We start from the raw sequence: 18541 nt of genomic DNA, 5'->3' as shown, positions 1-18541 counted from the left end.
TTGGGAGGATACAATGAAACGCAGAGAATTCGTGACAGCCGGCGTGCTTGGCGCAGCGGCGACTTCACTGGCAGCACCCGCAGTTGCTCAGGACATCCGGCAATGGAACATGGTAACCGCCTGGCCTAAAAACCTGCCCGGGCCCGGCGTGGCAGCGCAGATGCTGGCTGACAGGATCACCACCCTGTCGGGCGGGCGATTGGAGATTAAACTCCATGCCGCCGGAGAATTGGTGCCCGGACGAGGTGTCTTTGATGCGGTCTCCGAGGGAACGGCCGAACTTTATCATGCGGTTCCGGCCTATTGGGGTTCTAAGTCAAAAGGCATCCTGCTCTTTGGTTCGCAACCCTTTGGTCTGCGTGCGGATGAGCAGTTCGGATGGCTGTATCACGGAGGTGGGCAGGAACTGTATGATGAGATATACGCCCGTTTCAACCTGAAGCCATTCCTTTGCGGCAACTCCGGCCCGCAATGGCAGGGTTGGTTCCGCGACGAGATCAACTCGCTTGATGATCTGAAGGGGTTGAAATTCCGAACAACAGGTCTTGCTTCGCAGATGTGTTCAAAGATCGGCATGGCGGTTCAGGCCATGGGGCCGCGGGATATGTTCCAGGGGCTTCAGACAGGCGCGCTTGATGCTGGCGAATTTATCGGTCCCTGGACGGATAGTGCAGTGGGTTTCCAGCAGGTTGCCAAAAATTACTATTGGCCCGGGGTTGGCGAGCCATCTTCGGCTGAGGAATGCGCCGTAAACGCCAATGCCTATTCCGAATTGCCGGATGACCTCAAGCAGGCGGTCAGCTTTGCTTGCGAAAGCCTCTATAATCCGGTCTGGACCGAATATACGACCAAGCACGCGCAGGCCTTGGCCCATTTGGTCGCTGACGAGGGTGTCCAGGTCCGCAAATTGCCCGATGATGTCGTGCAGGCAATGGGCGCCGCAGCAGTCGAGATTATGGATGAGCTGGCACAGGATGAAGATGAGCTGGTTCGGCGGATCACCGAAAGCTTCCTGGCGTATCGGGATTCAGTCGGTCCCTATATGGTTTATGCAGACAATGGCCAGATGAACGCGCGTTCCAGCGTGTTGGGTTACTGATCCGCACATCCGGCGCGCGAAACCGTGCGCCGGATTACATTTGAGGCAAAACGTGCAGAAACTAGTTCAGACTTTGGATGGATTCAGCCAAGCGGTTGGATCAGTTGTTCGTTGGCTGGCGCTGGCTATGGTGCTGGTTCAGTTTATGGTTGTTGTCGCTCGGTACGTATTTGGGCTGAGCGATGTGGCAGTGAACGAATCCGTTCTGTACATGCACTCCACCCTGTTCATGCTGGGGGCCGGATACACGCTTTTGGTCAACGGGCATGTGCGCGTGGATATTTTTTATAACCGATTGGGTGATGCCGGCCGACGTCGGATAGATCTTTTTGGTCACCTGTTTCTGTTAATGCCGACCATGATCGCCGTGCTTTATTGGTCCTGGCCTGCCGTTGTGAATTCATGGAGCATTCTTGAAGGGCCGATTTCCGTTGGTGGGATCAAGGCGGTGTTTTTTCTGAAAACGCTGATTCCGGCCTTTTGCATACTTCTGCTGATGCAATCCGTATCGGAAGTGTTGCGTATTCTGATTGGGGGCGAGGCTCGTGACTGAATATCTCGACCTTCTGATGTTCGCGGCCCTGATGGCGGCAGTACTTTCAGGTTTCCCCGTGGCTTTCAGTATAGCGGGCACCGCAATAGCTTTCGCCTTTCTGGGGTGGTCACTCGGGGTGATGAACATCTCATTGCTGGGTGCAATGTCGCAACGCATATTCGGCCTTTTGACCAACGGTGTTCTGATTGCCATCCCGCTATTTGTGCTGATGGGCGCAGTGTTGGAAAAAAGTCGGATCGCCGAAGAGATGCTGGACAAGATGGGGAGGTCCTTTGGCAGCCTGCGTGGCGGGCTGGGGATTTCCGTTGTTCTTGTCGGCATGCTGCTTGCGGCCTCGACCGGCATCGTGGGTGCAACCGTTATCGCTATGGGCATGATCGCGCTGCCGACAATGTTGCGGTCAGGGTATGATCCGCGATTGGCCGCCGGAATTGTCTGTGCGTCCGGCACACTCGGCCAGATTATTCCGCCGTCCACGCTGCTGATCATTCTGTCAGATGTCGTTTCAAATGCCTATCAACAGGCGCAGTATGAGCAGGGGAAGTTTGCAATAGACACCATTTCGGTGGGGCAGATCTTTGCTGCCGCCTTGCTGCCCGGCCTAACGATGGTAGTTCTCTATATTCTGTACATTCTGATCCGGGGCTTTCTACGCCCCGCAGATGTTCCGGTTCTCAAAGATGCCGATGTCCGGTTGCCTTTGTCCGAGACGCTGTCGGCCATTGTACCGGCAATCCTGCTCATTCTGGCAGTGCTTGGCGCAATTCTGAGCGGAGTTGCCTCACCAACCGAGGCAGCCTCCGTTGGAGGGCTGGGGGCGGTCCTGATGGCGGCGATCAAGGTAGGAGAGTCACGAAAGTTCTTGCTTTTGGGCACCGCTTGCCTGGTGCTTTTGGCTATAGGGGCCAGTCTCTATCCGGTTCGTTTGCAGCGCAGCGATCTAAGCGCCTTCGATTACACCATGGGCGGGGGGTACATGGTGCTGACCCTGATCGGTGCAGTTGCCATTCTGCTCGCCGTTAAGCAGTTGATCTCGCAGAAAACGCTTCAACCGGCTCTGACCTCTACGCTGACAATGACGTCCATGATTTTCGCCACCATTTTGGCGGCCGGAATTTTCTCGCTGGTCTTCATCGGCCTTGGTGGCGAAGAGCGGGTGCATGAATTGTTGTCCGACCTACCGGGTGGTCCAACCGGCGCACTGCTCTTTTGTATGCTGTTCATCTTCTTTCTGGGTTTTTTCCTGGACTTCGTCGAGATCACGGTGATTGTTCTGCCTTTGGTCATGCCCACCCTCATCCTGATGGGACATGACCCGGTCTGGCTGTCGGTCCTGATTGCAATCAACCTGCAAACGTCCTTTCTGACGCCACCTTTCGGGTTCTCCCTGTTTTACCTGCGTGGTGTTGCCCCCAAGGAACTTAGCACCGGCCAAATCTATGCCGGTGTGGCTCCTTTCATTCTGATCCAGATACTCGCCGTAACCGTCATCTGGTTCCTGCCCGAGATCGCAACCCTGTTGCCTGCGCTTTTGTTCTGAGCTCGGTCAATCCAGCGTCGCTGGCAGAGGCCTGATTGAGAACCGCACTTTCCGGACGCTCAGGATCAGATGGCAAATGACGAAAGAGCGGGCATTGGACACAGGTGCAATATTTATTGGGCTGGCGAATTTACACTTCGCCGACAAAGCCGCCCGTTGAAGTTCTTAGTTCTAGGTCTGGCTTGAAGTCAACTCGCCTGCTCACGGTCGAATTGCATGCGAAATTGCCTGACTTCATCCATCTGTTCATGCGACCAGAAGACGAGTGGCTTCAACATCTCAAGTAAGCTTCGGCCCAAAGGCGTCAATTCATAGGATACAGCCACCGGCGGGCCGGGATCGACGGTGCGGGTCAAGTAACCGTCGCGCTGCAATCCACGCAGGTTCTCGGTAAGCACACTTTGCGTGATGTCTCCGATGCAGCGTTTGAGGTCGCCAAAGCGTTTCGGCTCATCCTCCAGCGCTAGGATGATGATCATCCGCCATTTGCCGGTCACATTGGATAGCACGGAGCGGATTGAGCAGTTGGAGGCTTCTGCTTTGTTGGCAACACCCACAGGTAGCATATCAGTCTCTGGTATTGTTTCGAAACTAGGGGACATCATAGCTATGCATCGTCTTTTGCACAACACCCTGAACTATATGGCAGTAGTGTTGAACGTACCAAGTCAGTTTAAAGTACGTAATTGCAATGTAGTATGTTTTTGCTACCACATATCGAGAGGATACGAATCAAGGAATATGCTATGTCTCCTAAAGAACTTGTAATCGCACTCTTTACCGCTGCCTTTGCCGATCACGACCCGGAAGCTGCACGGCAACTCGTTACCCCGGATTACATCCAACACAACCCACAGGTCCCGACCGGAGCCGACGGGTTAGTTGGCCTGATACCTTTGGTCGAACAATCCGGAATGACCGCAACCACGCATAGGGTCATCACCGAAGGCGATTTGGTGGTTCTGCACAGCACTTTTAATAAAGCAGACGCCTTTGGCGCGCCGACCCTTGCCGCGTTCGACATATTCCGGGTGGAGGATGGCAAAGTTGCAGAGCATTGGGACAATTTGCAGCCAGTTCCTGAAACGACAGTCTCTGGCCGTGGTATGACCGATGGAGCGACCGAGATCACCGATCTCGATAAAACTGAAGAGAACAAGGCGTTGGTTCTTGGATTTGTGCGCGACGTCTTAGGCGGTGGCGCGCCGGAAAAAGCCCCCATGTATTCTGAGGTCTACATGCAGCACAATCCAATGCTGGCCGATGGGATTGATGGCTTGATGGAGGGCACCAAAGCTTGGGCCGAACAAGGAAATGTCATTACCAAGTTCGAGCCGCAGATCGTGGTGGCAGAAGGAAACTTTGTCTTTGTAGCCTCGGATGCCACGGTTAGCGAGAAACCATGGGCTTTCTTCGACCTTTGGCGCGTTGAGGACGGCAAGATCGTCGAGCATTGGGACGTTGTTTCGCCCACCCCTGCAGAAATGGCGCACGAGAACGGTAAGTTCTGAGCCACAGGAAATTTGGCGGGCCGGAATTTGCAGGCCCGCCAATTTAAGAAACTGGGCCTTCGAACAGACCACAACAACAAGAACTCTGGGTTTGCTCGGAGCATACGCATCATGTTGAGGAAAAGCTCGCGTAACTTAGATGTGGGCGGTCCAAGTCTGCCTTTCAGCTTACCGCGCTACAAGGGCTGGTTTCATGTTTGCCTGTGCGTAAAAACCGAAACAGGCAAAGTAGTTCGCGAAGTGCTCTTCCCTTTAGCCTCGCCCCTGTACAATCCGATCCAGCACCATGGCACACATCAGAATTGCGAGCCCGGCCAGAATCCCTTGTCCCACGGCAGCATATTGCAACGCGCTCAGTACGTCTTCGCCCAGACCTTTGGCACCAATCAACGAGGCGATCACCACCATCGACAGGCACATCAGCAGCGTCTGATTCACACCGGTCATGATTGACGGCATGGCCAGCGGCAGATCTACTTTGAACAGCAGGAACCGCCTGGTGGCCCCATACGCAGTCGCTGCTTCGCGGATGTCATCCGGAACCCCGGCGATCCCCAGCGCGGTCAGACGGATGACAGGCGGCATCCCAAAGACCAATGTCGCGATAATTCCCGGAGGTTTACCGATGCCGAAGAAAGCGATGACCGGGATCAGATATACAAAGGCGGGCATGGTTTGCATGAAATCCAGTACCGGCCGAACATAGGCGTAAGCCTTCGGTTTGCGCCCGCACCAGATGCCAATAGGAATGCCGATTACGACGCAGAGAAAGGCCGCCGTGCCCAAAAGGGCAACTGTTGCCATGCTCTTTTCCCAAAAACCCAGAAACGCAAGATAGGCCAGTGCCGCGCCCGAGAAGATCGCCACGCGGCGGCCAGAGACCTGCCATGCAATGGCGAGAACAGCCATCATGACAATCGGCCATGGCGTCACGACCAGCGCGGTTTCCATGAGGCTCAAAGCTCCGTTAATCACGGCTGTAACGCCGGAAAACAACCAAGTCAGGTTATCGGCAATGGCGGCGACACCACCGTCAATCGCCTGAGACACCGCATTGCGGAAATCCGTGGCGGCGGGGAAAACCTCAAGCCATTTTGGCGTGTTGCTGGTGGAAAATCGGTAAACAGCAAGAGGATAGCAAATCACCACCAGAAAGGTCGCAAAGGCGATACGCAATGGTGGCAGTCCATGAGGCAACTCGGGCGCGCCACGCCATTGACGAAACCGCGCCGCCAAAGCCGCGTTGCCAAGCAACGCAATCGCCGTACGGACGGCAAGCAACAAAGCCAGACCACTAAAAATGTAAAGGGGCGCATCGGCGCGTGCGGCATCCGCCTCGCCCCGCGCTTTTTCAGCGGCTTCGGCAATGGCTTCAGCTGAAGCTTTCATGCTTTCCCCCAAGCTGTTGCCACTTGCAATCGCCGCTTCTGCCGCCGCCATGCGATCTGCCGCCTGAGCAGCCAGCCGATCCGCACGGGCAATGGCATCACCGCCCAGATCCCCAAACACACCCACTCCGATCAGCACCACGGCAAAAATCTCAATCACGAAGGCTGGCCAGAAAGCAGCCCAAAGTGCCCGAGCGCCCAGCCAGATCGGGCCCAGCAGACCAGCGTACAGGTTCGGGATCAGCGCCAGCCCCTGCGTGTCAGCCACCCGATTGAAGACATCGCCGTAGTAGGCACTGTTGCGGGCCGTGAAGGTGGCGACCAAAGTGGTGAAGTCATCCTGTTGCACCTTGCTCATCCCACTTCCCCCTTGATACCGCGCAAAAGCTGCGCCTGATCAATCACGCCCACGATTTTACCTTGCCCATCCCTGACTGCTGTTGGGCTGTTGGCGTCGACCGCTAGGTTGATCAGGTCCGATAGGGTCATTTCGGTCTTTGCAACCGGGAATTCTGTCACAGGGGGATGATCGGGATGGCGCGCGGACCATTCGTCGACCCGTTCCATTATCCTGTGCGCATGTACGACATTCAGGCGAGAGATATTGGCCACGAAATCAGCCACATAATCATCCTGCGGGTTGGCAACGATCTCCTCGGCAGTGCCGATTTGCACAACGGCCCCGTCCTTCATAATCGCAATCCGCGTTCCGATCCGGATCGCCTCATCCAGATCGTGGGTGATAAACATAGTGGTTTTGCCCATCTCACGGCTTAGATGCATGAACTGATCCTGCAATTGCCGCCGGATCAGCGGATCAAGCGCCGAGAACGGTTCGTCCATCAACAGGATCGGAGGATCAGCCGCCAACGCTCGGGCCAGCCCGACGCGCTGCTGCATACCGCCCGAGAGGCTGGAGGGCAGGCGATCCCCCCAACCTGACAGATCCACTTTGGCCAACGCTGCTTCGGCACTTTCATAGCGTTCATTCAGGGATGCCCCCTGAATTTCCAATGGTAGGGATACGTTTTCCCGCACCGAACGATGCGGCAACAGACCAAAATTCTGAAACACCATGCCTATATGGGTGGCCCGCATATCGCGCAGATCGGAATCGGACTTGGCCAGAATATCCTCACCCTCGATCCGCACCTCACCTGCAGTAGGTTCCAACAGCCGGTTCACGTGCCGGACCAAGGTTGATTTGCCCGATCCAGACAAGCCCATCACGCAAAAGATCTCGCCTCTTTGCACGCTCAGGCTGGCGTCGGACACGCCCAGCACACAACCATAGGAATTGAGGATTTCGGGCTTGGACATGCCATTACGTGCGGCCACCATAGCTTCGGCCGCCCGTTCCCCGAAAATCTTCCACACCCCGTTAAGTTCGATTACGGTGTCATCGGTCATGGCCATCCCTTCTACCTTACCGAATCCGCAGCCTGTGGGGCGGCTATGCGCCGCCCCATTTAAGGTTTAGTGGGCCATCCAGCCCGCGATCTTGGCGGTATTTTCCTTGGCCCAGGCCGAGGTGATATCGGCGGGTTCAGCCCCGTTCACAATTTCCAGAGACCAGGCATTCACATCCTCGGCGGACAGCTGAATGTTTTCCAGAAGTGGCACCAGCGCGGGCTGACGTTCAGCCAGGGTGGCGGACCAGCTGACATGCACCTTGGTGTCTGCATAGGCCGAGGCGACTTTGGACTTGGCCTGCCAGTCCGGGTCAACCGCCGGCTGAACCATCACGAACGCAGCCGGGTCGTGGGGCGGTTCTTCCAGCAGGCGGATATCATAGGTGGCAAAGTTCTGATGTGGCCCATAGCAATAGCCGACCCAGGGTTTGCCTGCTTTTGATGCTGCGTCCAGACCCGCAGTTGCGACGGCCTCGTCGGTGGATTGCAGCTCAAAGAAATCGGCAAAGCCGTAGTCCCGGGCGCGGATCGTTTCGGTATTGGTCGACTGCCACCCCTGCGGGCCGATCCAGATTTCGCCCTTGCCGTCACCATTGGTGTCAAACAAGGCGGCATTGGCCGGATTCGCCAGATCATAGACCGATTTGATTCCATGTTCATCCATGGTCTCGCCGGTTACACAATAGCCTTGCACCGCATCGAACGGATTGCCGGACAACACCACGGACTTCTCTCCTGTGATGTATTTCTCGGCCAGACCCGACTGGTTCGGAAGCCACGTTTCAGTCCAGATGTCTATTTCGCCGTTGCCGCGGGCCATCGCTTCCCAGATCACCGGGACGGCTGTGGTCGTGACCATTTCAACCTCAAGCCCCAAAGCCTCTTCGATGATCGCCTTGACGGCGTAGGCCGTGGCCCGGCCCGAGGCATAGTTGGGGTCCGGAATGACCACATCGGCGGCGGCGGCAGCCAGCGGAGCGAGCCCCAAAGCAGCGGCAGCAAAGGGCATAGCCTTGCGTTTCATGAGTTGGTTCCTCCTGTTTTGGATGGGGGGAGCCTTGATGAAAAACGCCGCTTTGTATCGTCCTTTCTTGCATGATTAGGGAAACTGATTGAGCCTATTAGTACAGGACACAAGCGATGGCGGACGGGCGGGTCAGTTGGGCAGGTCGCATACCGATAGACCCCGCTGAAGAACGGGTACCAAGTCAGCAAACCGGCCATTAATTGCTCAGCTTTTTCGCCATCAATGTCTGGTAATGCGGAAGGTGGTGATCGAAATATTTGCGTAACTGCGGCGCCGTTTTCGCCTGCGCTTCAAAGCGGTCGAGCTGCTGCTGGCGTTCATCCGCATCCATCGGGCGGATACCTTTCGCCTGGCTCACATCACCATGCCAGCCTTCGACCTGGCCCCAGTCACGCGGCACCTCTCTTTGCCAGTCAAACGCGTGATCCGCCGGGCTCAGACCCCACCTTTGCCAGAGTGCCCCCATCACACCGCGGGGATCAGCGCGCATATCTTCGGCCGAGATGACCGGCGGAGCTTGCCTGGTCGCCGCTACGATCCCGTCAAATAGACTCCGTTGCGCCTCCAGCCCGATTTCTTCGCAGGTCACCTCGGGATCAAGTCGGTGATAGGACGCTATTGAGGCCACCGGATCGCGCAGCAGAAACCCATGGGTCAGACGGTTGAGAAACTCTTCATCCTCAAGGATTCTGGGCAATACATAATAAGCCATGTCCTTATAAAAGACGGGCCGGGTTGAAGCGCGTGACAACAGCATGTCACGAATATCCTCGTACCGCGTAGGGTGGCCTTCCTGCACGTCGAAATGCGGCATCACCCTTATTTTGCGATGCACATAGTAGTCGTACATGAAAGGCTCATGAGCACAGTCCAGATCCCCCCGTTCCCGCATGATCCGCTCGGTCGCGGTGGACATGGAGCGGGGATGCGCCCAGAGCACGAAAATCGGATGTGCAGACATGGGCAGACCTCAGCTTTTCATACGGTTATTTCCCGGATCGTACGGCGGTTGGTCAAGGACCAAAGCACTACGACGCTGTCCCAGAACCTCGACGCTCAACCCGTCACGCGCGGATCGGTCGCGCAGATACGCCAGCGCAAGGGTGTTGCCGGTGCGATGCCCGAAACCTGCCGAGGTGACGATACCGACCACGCGATCTCCCTGATAGACGCCATGGGCGTAGTAGGGATCCACATCGGTAGTGTCCAAATCCAGCAGCACCATGTCCCAGCGATCCTCGGCCTTCATGCGTTCAGCCAGAGCGTTCTTTCCGATGAAGTCATGATCCATCTTGATCATGAAACCGGCACCGGTTTCCGCCGGGGTGCGCTCGGTTGTGAAATCCGCCCCCCAGGCACGGTAACCTTTTTCCAACCGCATCGCGTTCATCGAATAGGCTCCGAAAAAGCCCAGACCATGCGGTTGCCCGGCCTCTTCCAGCGCTTCAAACAGGGCAAGCATGTGTGCGGATTTCACATGCAATTCCCAGCCGAGCTCGCCGACATAAGACACTCTCAGTGCCCGAACCGGAATTCCGGCCACGTCGATTTCACGCACGGATAGCCATGGGAAACCGGCATCCAAATCAGCATCGGTAAGCCCGGAAAGAACGTCCCGCGATTTAGGCCCCATCAGGCCAAGCACCCCGAAATCCTTGGTCACGCGGCTGATGGTGACGTCAAAACCTTCGGCACGGGCGCGCAGAAGGTCGTCATCCATCTCTTCCGCCGCAGCGGCGGAAGTGAGGTAGATATGGTCCTCGGCCAGCACGCTGACAGTGAATTCCGATTGCGTCCCACCTGCCGGCGTAAGCGCATGAGTCAGGCCGATGCGCCCGGTTTTGGGCGCGCGGTTTGCGCCGATACTGTCCACAAAGGCGCGGGCATCCGGGCCGGTCACGTCGAATTTGGAGAAGACCGAAATGTCGGCCAGACCCACATTGTTGGCAACCGTCTCGCATTCCTGCGCCACGCGGTCGAACCAGTTCGAGCGGCGAAAGCTTGGCACCGCTTCGTCCCCGGTCTGCTCCGAGAACCAGTTGGGCCGCTCCCACCCATAGGCTGTGCCCATCACAGCGCCGCGTGCGACCATGCGATCATGGATTGGTGACAGGCGTTTGCCGCGTGCGGCGGGGCGTTCTTCGTGCGGGTAATGGACACCGAATTGCAGGCCGAAACACTCGATGGCTTTCTGCACACGATAGTCGCGGTCGGCCCAACTGCCGAACCGTCGGCTGTCCACTGCCAGCGCATCCATCGGTGGCGCGCCATGGGTCATCCAATGGGACAGGAACCAACCCGCACCACCGCCTTCCATCACGCCCATCGACGACCCGGTGAGCAGCCAGGCATTTGGCAGACCATGGGCGGGGCCAATCAGAGGGTTGGCGTCAGGCGTGAAGGTGATTGGGCCATTCACAACCGATTTCACTCCGCCTGTTTCCAGTGCCGGAATACGCGCCATCGCCATCATGATGATGTCTTCGACCCGATCCAGATCAGGAGGCATAAGGTCAGCCCCAAAATCAGGCGGGCACCCGTCGATCGACCAGGCCTCGGCGTTCTTTTCATAGGGGCCAAGGATCAGCCCGTCGCGCTCTTGCCGCACATACCAGCTTTCCTCGGGGTCACGGATCATCGGCAGTTCGGGCAAGCCAGCCGCGATACGATGAGCCACCGCGCTCACCGTATCGGTCACAAGATACTGGTGCAGAACAGGAACCGAGGGGATGTTCAGCCCCATCATATGCCCGATTTCCCACCCCCAGGTGCCCGCGGCATTGACCAGATGACGGGCGTGGATCGTGGTCTTTTCGGTTTCGACCACCCAAAGGTCGCCTTCGCGGCGGATCGAGGTCACCGGATTGTAGCGCAGGATCGTCGCCCCGTTTTTGCGCGCCACCTGTGCCATGGCGTTGGTGGCCAGCGACGGGTCCACATGCCCGTCATCGGGCTCGTAAATTCCGCCCAGCAGCCCTTCGGTCCGGGCCAACGGGTGCAGACGTTCCACGTCTTCGGGGGTCAACATCTGCAGGTCATAGCCAGTGAACCGGCTGAGCCCGGCAACATGGGCAAACTCGTCCATCCGATCCGGATTCGAGGTGATCCGTATCGCGCCCGAGCGGTGAAAGCCACAGGTGCCGCCGGTTTCTTCCGGCAGTATGTCTCGGTACAGCCGAACCGAGGTTGCGCGCAATTCCTGAATGGTCGGGTTATGGGCGAAATGCGTGCACAAGCCCGCCGCGTGCCATGTTGATCCGTGGGTGAGATCGTTCTTTTCCGTCAGCACCACGTCCAACCAACCCGCCTTGGTCAGGTGATACATCAGCGATACTCCCATAGCACCGCCGCCAATGATCAAGACCTGAGCTTGCGTGACTGTCATGATTTCATCCGTTCGTTCTTTGGGTCAAATGGCGGGCGCATTAGCGGGATCGCCGGATAGTGTGTGCCTGCCACATCAACAGTGAAGCTGCGGGTGCAAGTCTCGGACAGAGTTTCTCCGACGGCGATCTCGATCAGCCCCAGAGCATAGGTCTTGCGGGTGCGTGCCCCCCGCGCACCCGAGGTGGTCGCTCCGACCACCCGACCGTCTTCAATGATCAGTTCGTCATGCAGGATAAGTGGTTTGTCAGGCAGCTCGAAAATCACCGCGCGACGTCGAAGACCGTCTGCCTTCTGCCGGACCAGTGCCTCTTTGCCCAGAAAATCGGTCTCCCAGTCAACTGCAAATCCCAGCCCGGCTTCCAGCGGAGAGATATCTGGCCCGAGATCGTGACCCCAGTGCTTGAACCCTTTCTCGATCCGGCAGCCATCCAGCGCGAAATGACCCATCGGGCGCGCGCCTTGTGTTGTGAGCGCATCAAACACCGGCCCGCCCAGCTGTGCTGGAATGTAAAGTTCCCACCCCAGTTCGCCCACAAAACTTACCCGTTGTGCGCGACATTGCACGTCCGCCACTATGACATCCCGTGCGGTTGAAAACGGAAAGCTATGCCAATCCGCGTCAGACAGCGCCACCAGCGTGTCGCGAGACCCGGCACCCATGACGCCGATCACCACCTCATCTTCGGTCACGTCCCGGATCATCACATCTCGGCCCGAACCGTGCCGCCTGAGCCACGCCAAATCCTTTTGTCGGGTCGCCGCTCCGGACACCATGCGGAAGTGATCCGGCCCGAGCCGCAGCAATGTGACATCCGCCTCAACCCCGCCCCGCGCGTTCAGCAGCGGCGTATAGACCGCGCGTCCCGGTGCGACGTCCATATTCGCAGTGGCGAGATATTGTAAAAGCGCCAGCGCGTCCGGCCCGAAGATGTCGAATTTCCCGAACGGGGACAGGTCGAGCAGCGCCGTGCCATGCTCCATGATCGCAGCCTCGCGGTGGGCGATCTCCTGCCACGACTGTTCACCTGTGGAATAAGGCAGAGCACGTTCACTGTCGTCCTGCGCATACCACAGCCCGCGTTCCCAGCCTGCGGTCAGGCCGAATTCAGCCCCTTCGGCGGCCCATTTGTCGTGCAAGGCGGAACTGCGCAGGCCGCGCCCGGCTTTGGGTTGCTTGAAAGGCCAATGAAGGGCAAAGGCGTCGCTCACTGCTTCTTGCATGCGGGTTTTAATATGGCTGGCTGCGGCGGCCAATGGATCGACCCGCGCCACGTCGACCTCCCATAAGTCCATCGGTGCTTCGCCCTCGATCATCCAGTCGGCGAGGACCCGCCCGACGCCCGCCGAGGACATGACACCGACCGAATTCATACCGGCCGCAACGTACAACCCGTCCACTTCGGGTGTCTGGCCAATCAGAGGGCGAGTGTCATGGGTAAAGCTTTCCGGCCCGTTCATGAAGTGTTGGATGCCGGTTTCGGCCAATGCCGGGATCAACTCCAAAGCGCCTTCCATGAAAGGCATGAACTGATCCCAATCCTCGGGCATCTCCAGAAACGGGCGATCACCCTCGGGGCCAAAGGCATCCCAGCATTTCGCATTCGGTTCAAAACCGCCGATGACCAGCTTGCCCGCGTCCCCCTTGACGTAGAACCCACGGTCCAGATCGCGCAGTACCGGATAGGGATTGGGCAGCCCGGCCATCGGTTCGGTGACCACATACATATGCTCAACAGCCTGCAGCGGCAGAGCCACACCTGCCGCATCGGCAAGCTTCTTTGACCACGCTCCGGCACACAGCGCCACACTGTCGGCCAGCAATTCGGACCCGTCGGCCAGCGCAACGCCCTTGATCCGGCCTGCGTCAACCAACAGCCGGTCGACCTGCACGCCTTCGCGGATTTGCACCCCCTTGGCGCGCGCAGCTTTGGCATATGCCATGCACAGATCCACCGGGTTCACATTGGCGTCTTCCTCGACCCGCAAGGCACCCACCAGCCCATCGGGGTTGAGGCCGAGGACATCAACCTTATCCGGCCCCACGATTGCAGGGGTCAGACCGAGGTGACGGCCCAGCGATGCGATCCGATGCAACTCATCCATTCGGTTGAGATCGCGGGCCAGCCAATAACCACCGGTTTGGCGATAGCCGGTGGAAAGACCGCTTTCTTCTTCCAGCTTCGGAAACAGCGTACCGGCATACATGGCGAGATGGGTCATGTTCGGTGTGGCGCGCAGGGGGCCAACAATCCCGGCGGCATGCCAACTGGTCCCGGACGTCAGCTGGTTGCGCTCCAGCAATTGGACGTCGCTCGCTCCGGCTGAGGCCAGATGATAGGCCAGGCTCAGCCCGATTGCGCCGCCGCCGATGATGATGGTTCCTGCCATTCCCGGAACTCCTCCCTGTCGCCCGATCATGTTCTCTGCGATGAGGCCAGGATCAAGTACGACTAAACATCATAACCACAACTAATGATAAGCAGAGCTTGCGCCTGTTCAGCCCTGTGCGTTTCATGCGATTACAGCGGTCTATGGGGATTCGAGGGGCAAATGGCGCGCAACGAGGTGGAAATCAATCTGTTCCGGGCGATCGAAGTCTTCATGGCCGTCGCGGATATGCGCCATGTAACGGCGGCGGCAAATGCCCTTGGGATCACTCAATCGGCAGCTTCGCAGCATTTGAAAAACCTCGAAACCGCATTTGGTGTAACGCTGCTGGACCGTTCGCGCCGACCGTTGGGTCTGACCCATGCGGGAGAGGCTGTGCAACGGCACGGGTATCGCATTCTCAATGAGATCGACGATCTGAAATCCGACCTGCGCCACCTGAATGCAACCGCACTACCGATACTGCGAGTCGGTCTGCTGGCATCTACAGCAACGACGTTGACTCCGGGCCTTTTTGAATTTGTTGAGCATGAATTGCGGGTTCCTGAACTGATCCTTTCTGCAGGTCTTGCCAACGATCACCAAAGCGCGCTGAACGCTCGCAAAATCGACGTGGCCGTCACTTCGGAACTGTTCATGATGAGTGACGACTATGACACTTATCCTGTTCTGGAAGAACCGTTTTTCTTAGTTTTGCCAGAAGACTATGACGGGCCTGAAGATGACATCCACGCAATCTCGGAACACCTATCTCTGGTGCGTTTCGGAGCGCTGACCCCGGTGGGGCGACGCACGGATCAGCATCTGCAGCGCTGCCGCCTGCACCTGCCCCGCGCGATTGAGGCGGACAGGTCGTCAATGGTTGTGGCCGGAGTGGTGACGGGCAAGTGCTTTGCGATTCTAACGCCTTCGCTCTTGATAGATGGGGTCGCCGAAGGAATGCCGCTGCGCATTGTGCCATTGCCATTTTCCGGGTTCAAACGCGGTATCCAGGTTGTGTCGCGCAAAGGGGATCTGGGCGACATCCCGGCCCGTCTGGCCCATCAATGCGCCGATATTCTGCGCGAGCACTTTACTCGCCGATTTCCGGACATCGCGGATCAGATCACGTACCACACTGGTGCTAATCCCGATCATTAGGATTTCCGATCAAGCACCTCTCCCCCTGTTCGCGCCCCGTTTCCGGTGCATATTCACAGGACCGGCACGGGCATCTGTGCCATGTCCAACAGGAATTCGGGAGGCACAACATGTCACGTCGCTCAGGCCGCAAATCGCGCGTGCAGGCGAGGGCCGCCAAGGGGGCTATGTCTGCCCCCTACGTGATGCGCCGAATTGGATTGGTCAGTCTGATTGATGACGAAGCCATCGCCATCATCGAACGCAATGCCGACCGGATTCTGGATGAGATCGGTATGGAGTTTCGCGGCGACCCGGACACGCTGGACCTGTTCAAGGCACATGGTGCGCGGGTCGAGGGTGAGCGGGTACGGTTCGATCCTGGCTGGTGCCGCGACAAGATCAAAACCGCGCCGCCTGTCTTCACTCAACACGCCCGCAATCCGGACCGATCGATCCAGATCGGTGGGCAAGCTCAGGTCTATGCCCCAAGCTTCGGCCCGCCTTTCGTGCACGACATGGAAAATGGGCGGCGTTACGCCACGCTTGAGGACTTCCAGAATATTACCAAGCTGCACCATCAGTTGGGTGCCGTGAATCATTCCGGTGGCGTGGTGGTGGAGCCGGTTGATGTTCCCGTGCCCCTGCGCCATCTGCACATGGCCCACACCCATCTGACCATGAACGACAAACCTTTCATGGGGGCGGTGACCGCCCCCGAGCGTGCCCGTGACACGATCGAAATGTGCAAGATCGCCATGGGTTCCGATTTCGTCGATGAGAACTGCGTACTCTACTCCGTCGTTAATACAAACGCGCCTTTGGTGATGGATGAGACCATGCTGTGGGCGCTGAAGGAATACGCGCGGGCAGGGCAGTGCACGGTGGTCTCTCCGTTCGTGCTGGGTGGCGCGATGTCGCCGGTTTCCGTTGCCGCGACGCTCGCGCAGGTCCTGGCCGAGGTGATGGCCTCGGTCGCGCTGATCCAGATCATTCGCCCCGGTGCACCTGCCGCATTCGGCACGTTTTTCTCGCCCATCAGCCTCAAGACTGGTGCACCGACATTCGGCACGCCTGAAGGAACCCAGTTCCAGATGTGCGCCAAAACACTGGCGGATCGTCTGGGCCTGCCTTTCCACTCGGTCGGCGGGCTTACGGCATCCAAAGTGCCGGACGCGCAGGCGGGATATGAAAGTCAGGCCCAATTGATGGGGGCCGCATTGGCGGGGGTAAACTTCATCATCCACGCCACGGGCTGCCTCGAAGGGTTGCTGACCACCGGTTATGAAAAGATCGTCATGGACGCCGATCGCTGCGCGGCGATGCAGCGCTTTGTTCAGGGCGTCGACTTTTCGGAAAGCGCGCAGGCGATGGAGGCGTTTACCGAGGTGGAACCGGGTGGCCATTTCCTTGGCGCGCAGCACACACAAGACAATTTCGAAACTGCCTTCTGGATGGGCGACATGTCCGACAACGGCACCTACGAACAATGGGCTGCGGAAGGAGCCCATTGGCAGCACAAACGTGCCAGCGACCGTGTAAAGCAGCTGATCGAAGAATACCAAGCCCCGGCCATGGAGGCCGGAATCCGCGAAGCCCTTGATGAATTCGTCGCCCGCCGTAGCCGGGAAATCGAAGGAGAACAGCCATGAACAAGCAAACCGACTGGACCCTGAACGACACCGCCCGGCGGCGTGACACCTTCTATGCCGCAAGCCAACGCAAGTTCGTCCCCTTCAAAGAGCCAATGGTATTCAAGAAGGGGTCGATGCAGTACCTGTGGGATGTCGAAGGGCGCAAATACACCGACCTCCTGGGCATGAATGTTTGTATATCGGTTGGGCACAGCCATCCCAAAGTGGTCGCCGCAGCAATGGAACAGGCGCAGGAACTGACCCATTGTACCACGATGTTCTACCATCCGGTGCCCGCGCATTTTGCCGAGGAACTGGCTGCGACCATGCCCAACCCGAACGGTGACATCGAATGGGTGGTGCATTTCACCAATTCCGGATCAGAGGCGGTTGACCTAGCCATGACCATGGCGCGCAGCTATACAGGCAACCTTGATCTGCTGGCGCTGCGTTCCGCCTATCACGGCCCGACTGCCGCGGCCCAATCGATCACCGGAATTTCCGGCTGGCGCCATCCGGGGATGCCGGGCAACGTAGCCTTTGTGCCTGACCCGCATCAATATCGCGGCATCTTTGGCGAAAACGCGGGCGCACAGCCTTATCTGGATGAGATCGAGCGTACCATTCACGCTGCGACAACCGGCAGCGTCGCCGGAATTTTTGTGGAAAGCGTGCAGGGTTATGGTGGCATCGTCGAAATGCCCAAAGGGTATATGACCGGTGCCGCCGAACGGGTACGGGCGGCCGGGGGACTCTATATCGCTGATGAGGTGCAATCCGGGTTCGGGCGCATCGGTGACCACATGTGGGGTTTTGAGGCCGATGGCGTCATCCCGGATATCGTTGTCATGGCCAAGGGCATCGGCAATGGTTTTCCGCTGGGCGCGGTTGTTGCGCGTAAGGAAATCGCGGCGCCTATGGCCGAGAAATTCATGTTCCACACCTACGGTGCCAATCCGACCTCTTGCGCGGCAGGGCGGGCAGTTCTGCAAGTGATCAAAGAGGACAAAGTACGCGAAAACGCCCGCGACGTTGGGGCCGCTTTGCTGAAACGCCTGCACGTGCTGAAGGACAAGTACCCAGTCATCGGCGATGTGCGCGGACGCGGGCTGATGCTGGCCATCGAGATGGTCAAAGACCGCAAGACTAAAGAACCCGACCCGCAAACCACAGCCGCTGTCTTCGAGGCGACGCGAGAAAGCGGAATAATTCTTTCGAAATCGGGTGCATATCAATCCTGTCTGCGCATGGTGCCACCCATGTGCCTGTCGATAGACGATGTGGAACATGTGGCCGAAGGACTGGATCGCGCCTTTGCCATGGCTAATCACTGACGTGGTGTGTGCAGCACTCATCAAGTGCCGAAGGGCCAGCCGCGTGATTGGCCCATATAAAGGTGGTGAAAGCTGCTCGATCTTTCGACTGCGATGTAGTTCTGCGCAATAGTGCTGATCTCGGAGCAATCCTGCACGACGGTAGG

14 protein-coding genes are annotated in these 18541 nt (G+C 58.0%); 7 read left to right on the top strand and 7 right to left on the bottom strand.

Annotation, left to right across the window (positions count from 1 at the left end):
- The first annotated feature begins 13 nt into the window (after positions 1-13).
- From ACR0D6_RS17305 to ACR0D6_RS17295, 3 genes are read left to right on the top strand one after another with little or no spacing between them, the layout of a single operon-like run.
- Positions 14-1099 carry a TRAP transporter substrate-binding protein gene (locus ACR0D6_RS17305; RefSeq protein WP_170653031.1) on the top strand — a complete coding sequence of 362 codons (1086 nt, stop codon included), beginning with the start codon at positions 14-16 and terminating at the stop codon, positions 1097-1099.
- 52 nt (positions 1100-1151) lie between these two features.
- On the top strand, positions 1152-1652 hold the full coding sequence (locus tag ACR0D6_RS17300; protein ID WP_480731400.1) for a TRAP transporter small permease subunit: 501 nt from the start codon (positions 1152-1154) through the stop codon (positions 1650-1652).
- Complete coding sequence (locus ACR0D6_RS17295) at positions 1645-3195, top strand: TRAP transporter large permease (protein ID WP_480766417.1); 1551 nt, start codon at positions 1645-1647, stop codon at positions 3193-3195. The genes ACR0D6_RS17300 and ACR0D6_RS17295 overlap by 8 nt, the downstream gene beginning before the upstream one ends.
- 188 nt (positions 3196-3383) lie before the next feature.
- On the opposite strand, the gene ACR0D6_RS17290 is transcribed toward ACR0D6_RS17295, so the two are convergent.
- Complete coding sequence (locus ACR0D6_RS17290) at positions 3384-3761, bottom strand: winged helix-turn-helix transcriptional regulator (RefSeq protein ID WP_170653025.1); 378 nt, start codon at positions 3759-3761, stop codon at positions 3384-3386.
- A 180-nt stretch (positions 3762-3941) separates the two neighbouring features.
- Here ACR0D6_RS17290 and ACR0D6_RS17285 point away from each other — a divergent pair, with 180 nt between their 5' ends.
- Complete coding sequence (locus ACR0D6_RS17285; RefSeq protein ID WP_480766416.1) at positions 3942-4706, top strand: nuclear transport factor 2 family protein; 765 nt, start codon at positions 3942-3944, stop codon at positions 4704-4706.
- Between the two features lie 252 nt (positions 4707-4958).
- Here the strand turns inward: ACR0D6_RS17285 and ACR0D6_RS17280 are convergent, their stop codons facing one another.
- The 6 genes from ACR0D6_RS17280 to ACR0D6_RS17255 all read right to left on the bottom strand — a co-directional run bounded on the left by ACR0D6_RS17280 (position 4959) and on the right by ACR0D6_RS17255 (position 14308).
- On the bottom strand, positions 4959-6452 hold the full coding sequence (locus ACR0D6_RS17280) for an ABC transporter permease (protein ID WP_480766415.1): 1494 nt from the start codon (positions 6450-6452) through the stop codon (positions 4959-4961).
- The gene (locus ACR0D6_RS17275; RefSeq protein ID WP_480766414.1) at positions 6449-7504 is read right to left on the bottom strand and encodes a quaternary amine ABC transporter ATP-binding protein; all 1056 of its coding nucleotides are present in this window, start codon (positions 7502-7504) and stop codon (positions 6449-6451) included. Before ACR0D6_RS17275 ends, ACR0D6_RS17280 begins: the two co-directional genes overlap by 4 nt.
- Positions 7505-7570: 66 nt before the next feature.
- A complete protein-coding gene (locus ACR0D6_RS17270; RefSeq protein WP_480766413.1) occupies positions 7571-8530 on the bottom strand; it encodes an ABC transporter substrate-binding protein in 960 nt (319 codons plus the stop codon).
- Positions 8531-8729: 199 nt separating this feature from the next.
- The gene (locus tag ACR0D6_RS17265) at positions 8730-9494 is read right to left on the bottom strand and encodes a sulfotransferase-like domain-containing protein (RefSeq protein ID WP_480766412.1); all 765 of its coding nucleotides are present in this window, start codon (positions 9492-9494) and stop codon (positions 8730-8732) included.
- Positions 9495-9503: 9 nt separating this feature from the next.
- On the bottom strand, positions 9504-11918 hold the full coding sequence (locus ACR0D6_RS17260; RefSeq protein WP_480766411.1) for a GcvT family protein: 2415 nt from the start codon (positions 11916-11918) through the stop codon (positions 9504-9506).
- On the bottom strand, positions 11915-14308 hold the full coding sequence (locus ACR0D6_RS17255; RefSeq protein WP_480766410.1) for a GcvT family protein: 2394 nt from the start codon (positions 14306-14308) through the stop codon (positions 11915-11917). Before ACR0D6_RS17255 ends, ACR0D6_RS17260 begins: the two co-directional genes overlap by 4 nt.
- Positions 14309-14470: 162 nt before the next feature.
- Here ACR0D6_RS17255 and ACR0D6_RS17250 point away from each other — a divergent pair, with 162 nt between their 5' ends.
- The 3 genes from ACR0D6_RS17250 (at position 14471) to ACR0D6_RS17240 (ending at position 18395) form a co-directional block, all read left to right on the top strand.
- Entirely contained in the window at positions 14471-15448 is a 978-nt protein-coding gene (locus ACR0D6_RS17250; RefSeq protein WP_480766409.1) for a LysR family transcriptional regulator, read from the top strand.
- 110 nt (positions 15449-15558) lie between these two features.
- Complete coding sequence (locus tag ACR0D6_RS17245) at positions 15559-17079, top strand: trimethylamine methyltransferase family protein (RefSeq protein WP_170652998.1); 1521 nt, start codon at positions 15559-15561, stop codon at positions 17077-17079.
- Complete coding sequence (locus tag ACR0D6_RS17240; protein ID WP_480766408.1) at positions 17076-18395, top strand: aspartate aminotransferase family protein; 1320 nt, start codon at positions 17076-17078, stop codon at positions 18393-18395. Before ACR0D6_RS17245 ends, ACR0D6_RS17240 begins: the two co-directional genes overlap by 4 nt.
- Positions 18396-18541 lie beyond the last annotated feature (146 nt).

The sequence above is a fragment of the Ruegeria sp. BJ6 genome, from assembly GCF_056537885.1.
The sequence above is the reverse complement of the archived record's forward strand: the minus strand, read 5'-3'. Positions and strand labels throughout refer to the sequence as shown.

What these genes read in the sequence shown, in the direction of transcription:
- ACR0D6_RS17305 (WP_170653031.1), top strand. Translation starts at nt 14, where the DNA reads ATGAAACGCAGAGAATTCGTGACAGCCGGCGTGCTTGGCGCAGCGGCG.
- ACR0D6_RS17290 (WP_170653025.1), bottom strand. Translation starts at nt 3,761, where the DNA reads ATGCTACCTGTGGGTGTTGCCAACAAAGCAGAAGCCTCCAACTGCTCA.
- ACR0D6_RS17285 (WP_480766416.1), top strand. Translation starts at nt 3,942, where the DNA reads ATGTCTCCTAAAGAACTTGTAATCGCACTCTTTACCGCTGCCTTTGCC.
- ACR0D6_RS17280 (WP_480766415.1), bottom strand. Translation starts at nt 6,452, where the DNA reads ATGAGCAAGGTGCAACAGGATGACTTCACCACTTTGGTCGCCACCTTC.
- ACR0D6_RS17275 (WP_480766414.1), bottom strand. Translation starts at nt 7,504, where the DNA reads ATGACCGATGACACCGTAATCGAACTTAACGGGGTGTGGAAGATTTTC.
- ACR0D6_RS17270 (WP_480766413.1), bottom strand. Translation starts at nt 8,530, where the DNA reads ATGAAACGCAAGGCTATGCCCTTTGCTGCCGCTGCTTTGGGGCTCGCT.
- ACR0D6_RS17265 (WP_480766412.1), bottom strand. Translation starts at nt 9,494, where the DNA reads ATGTCTGCACATCCGATTTTCGTGCTCTGGGCGCATCCCCGCTCCATG.
- ACR0D6_RS17260 (WP_480766411.1), bottom strand. Translation starts at nt 11,918, where the DNA reads ATGACAGTCACGCAAGCTCAGGTCTTGATCATTGGCGGCGGTGCTATG.
- ACR0D6_RS17255 (WP_480766410.1), bottom strand. Translation starts at nt 14,308, where the DNA reads ATGGCAGGAACCATCATCATCGGCGGCGGCGCAATCGGGCTGAGCCTG.
- ACR0D6_RS17250 (WP_480766409.1), top strand. Translation starts at nt 14,471, where the DNA reads ATGGCGCGCAACGAGGTGGAAATCAATCTGTTCCGGGCGATCGAAGTC.
- ACR0D6_RS17245 (WP_170652998.1), top strand. Translation starts at nt 15,559, where the DNA reads ATGTCACGTCGCTCAGGCCGCAAATCGCGCGTGCAGGCGAGGGCCGCC.
- ACR0D6_RS17240 (WP_480766408.1), top strand. Translation starts at nt 17,076, where the DNA reads ATGAACAAGCAAACCGACTGGACCCTGAACGACACCGCCCGGCGGCGT.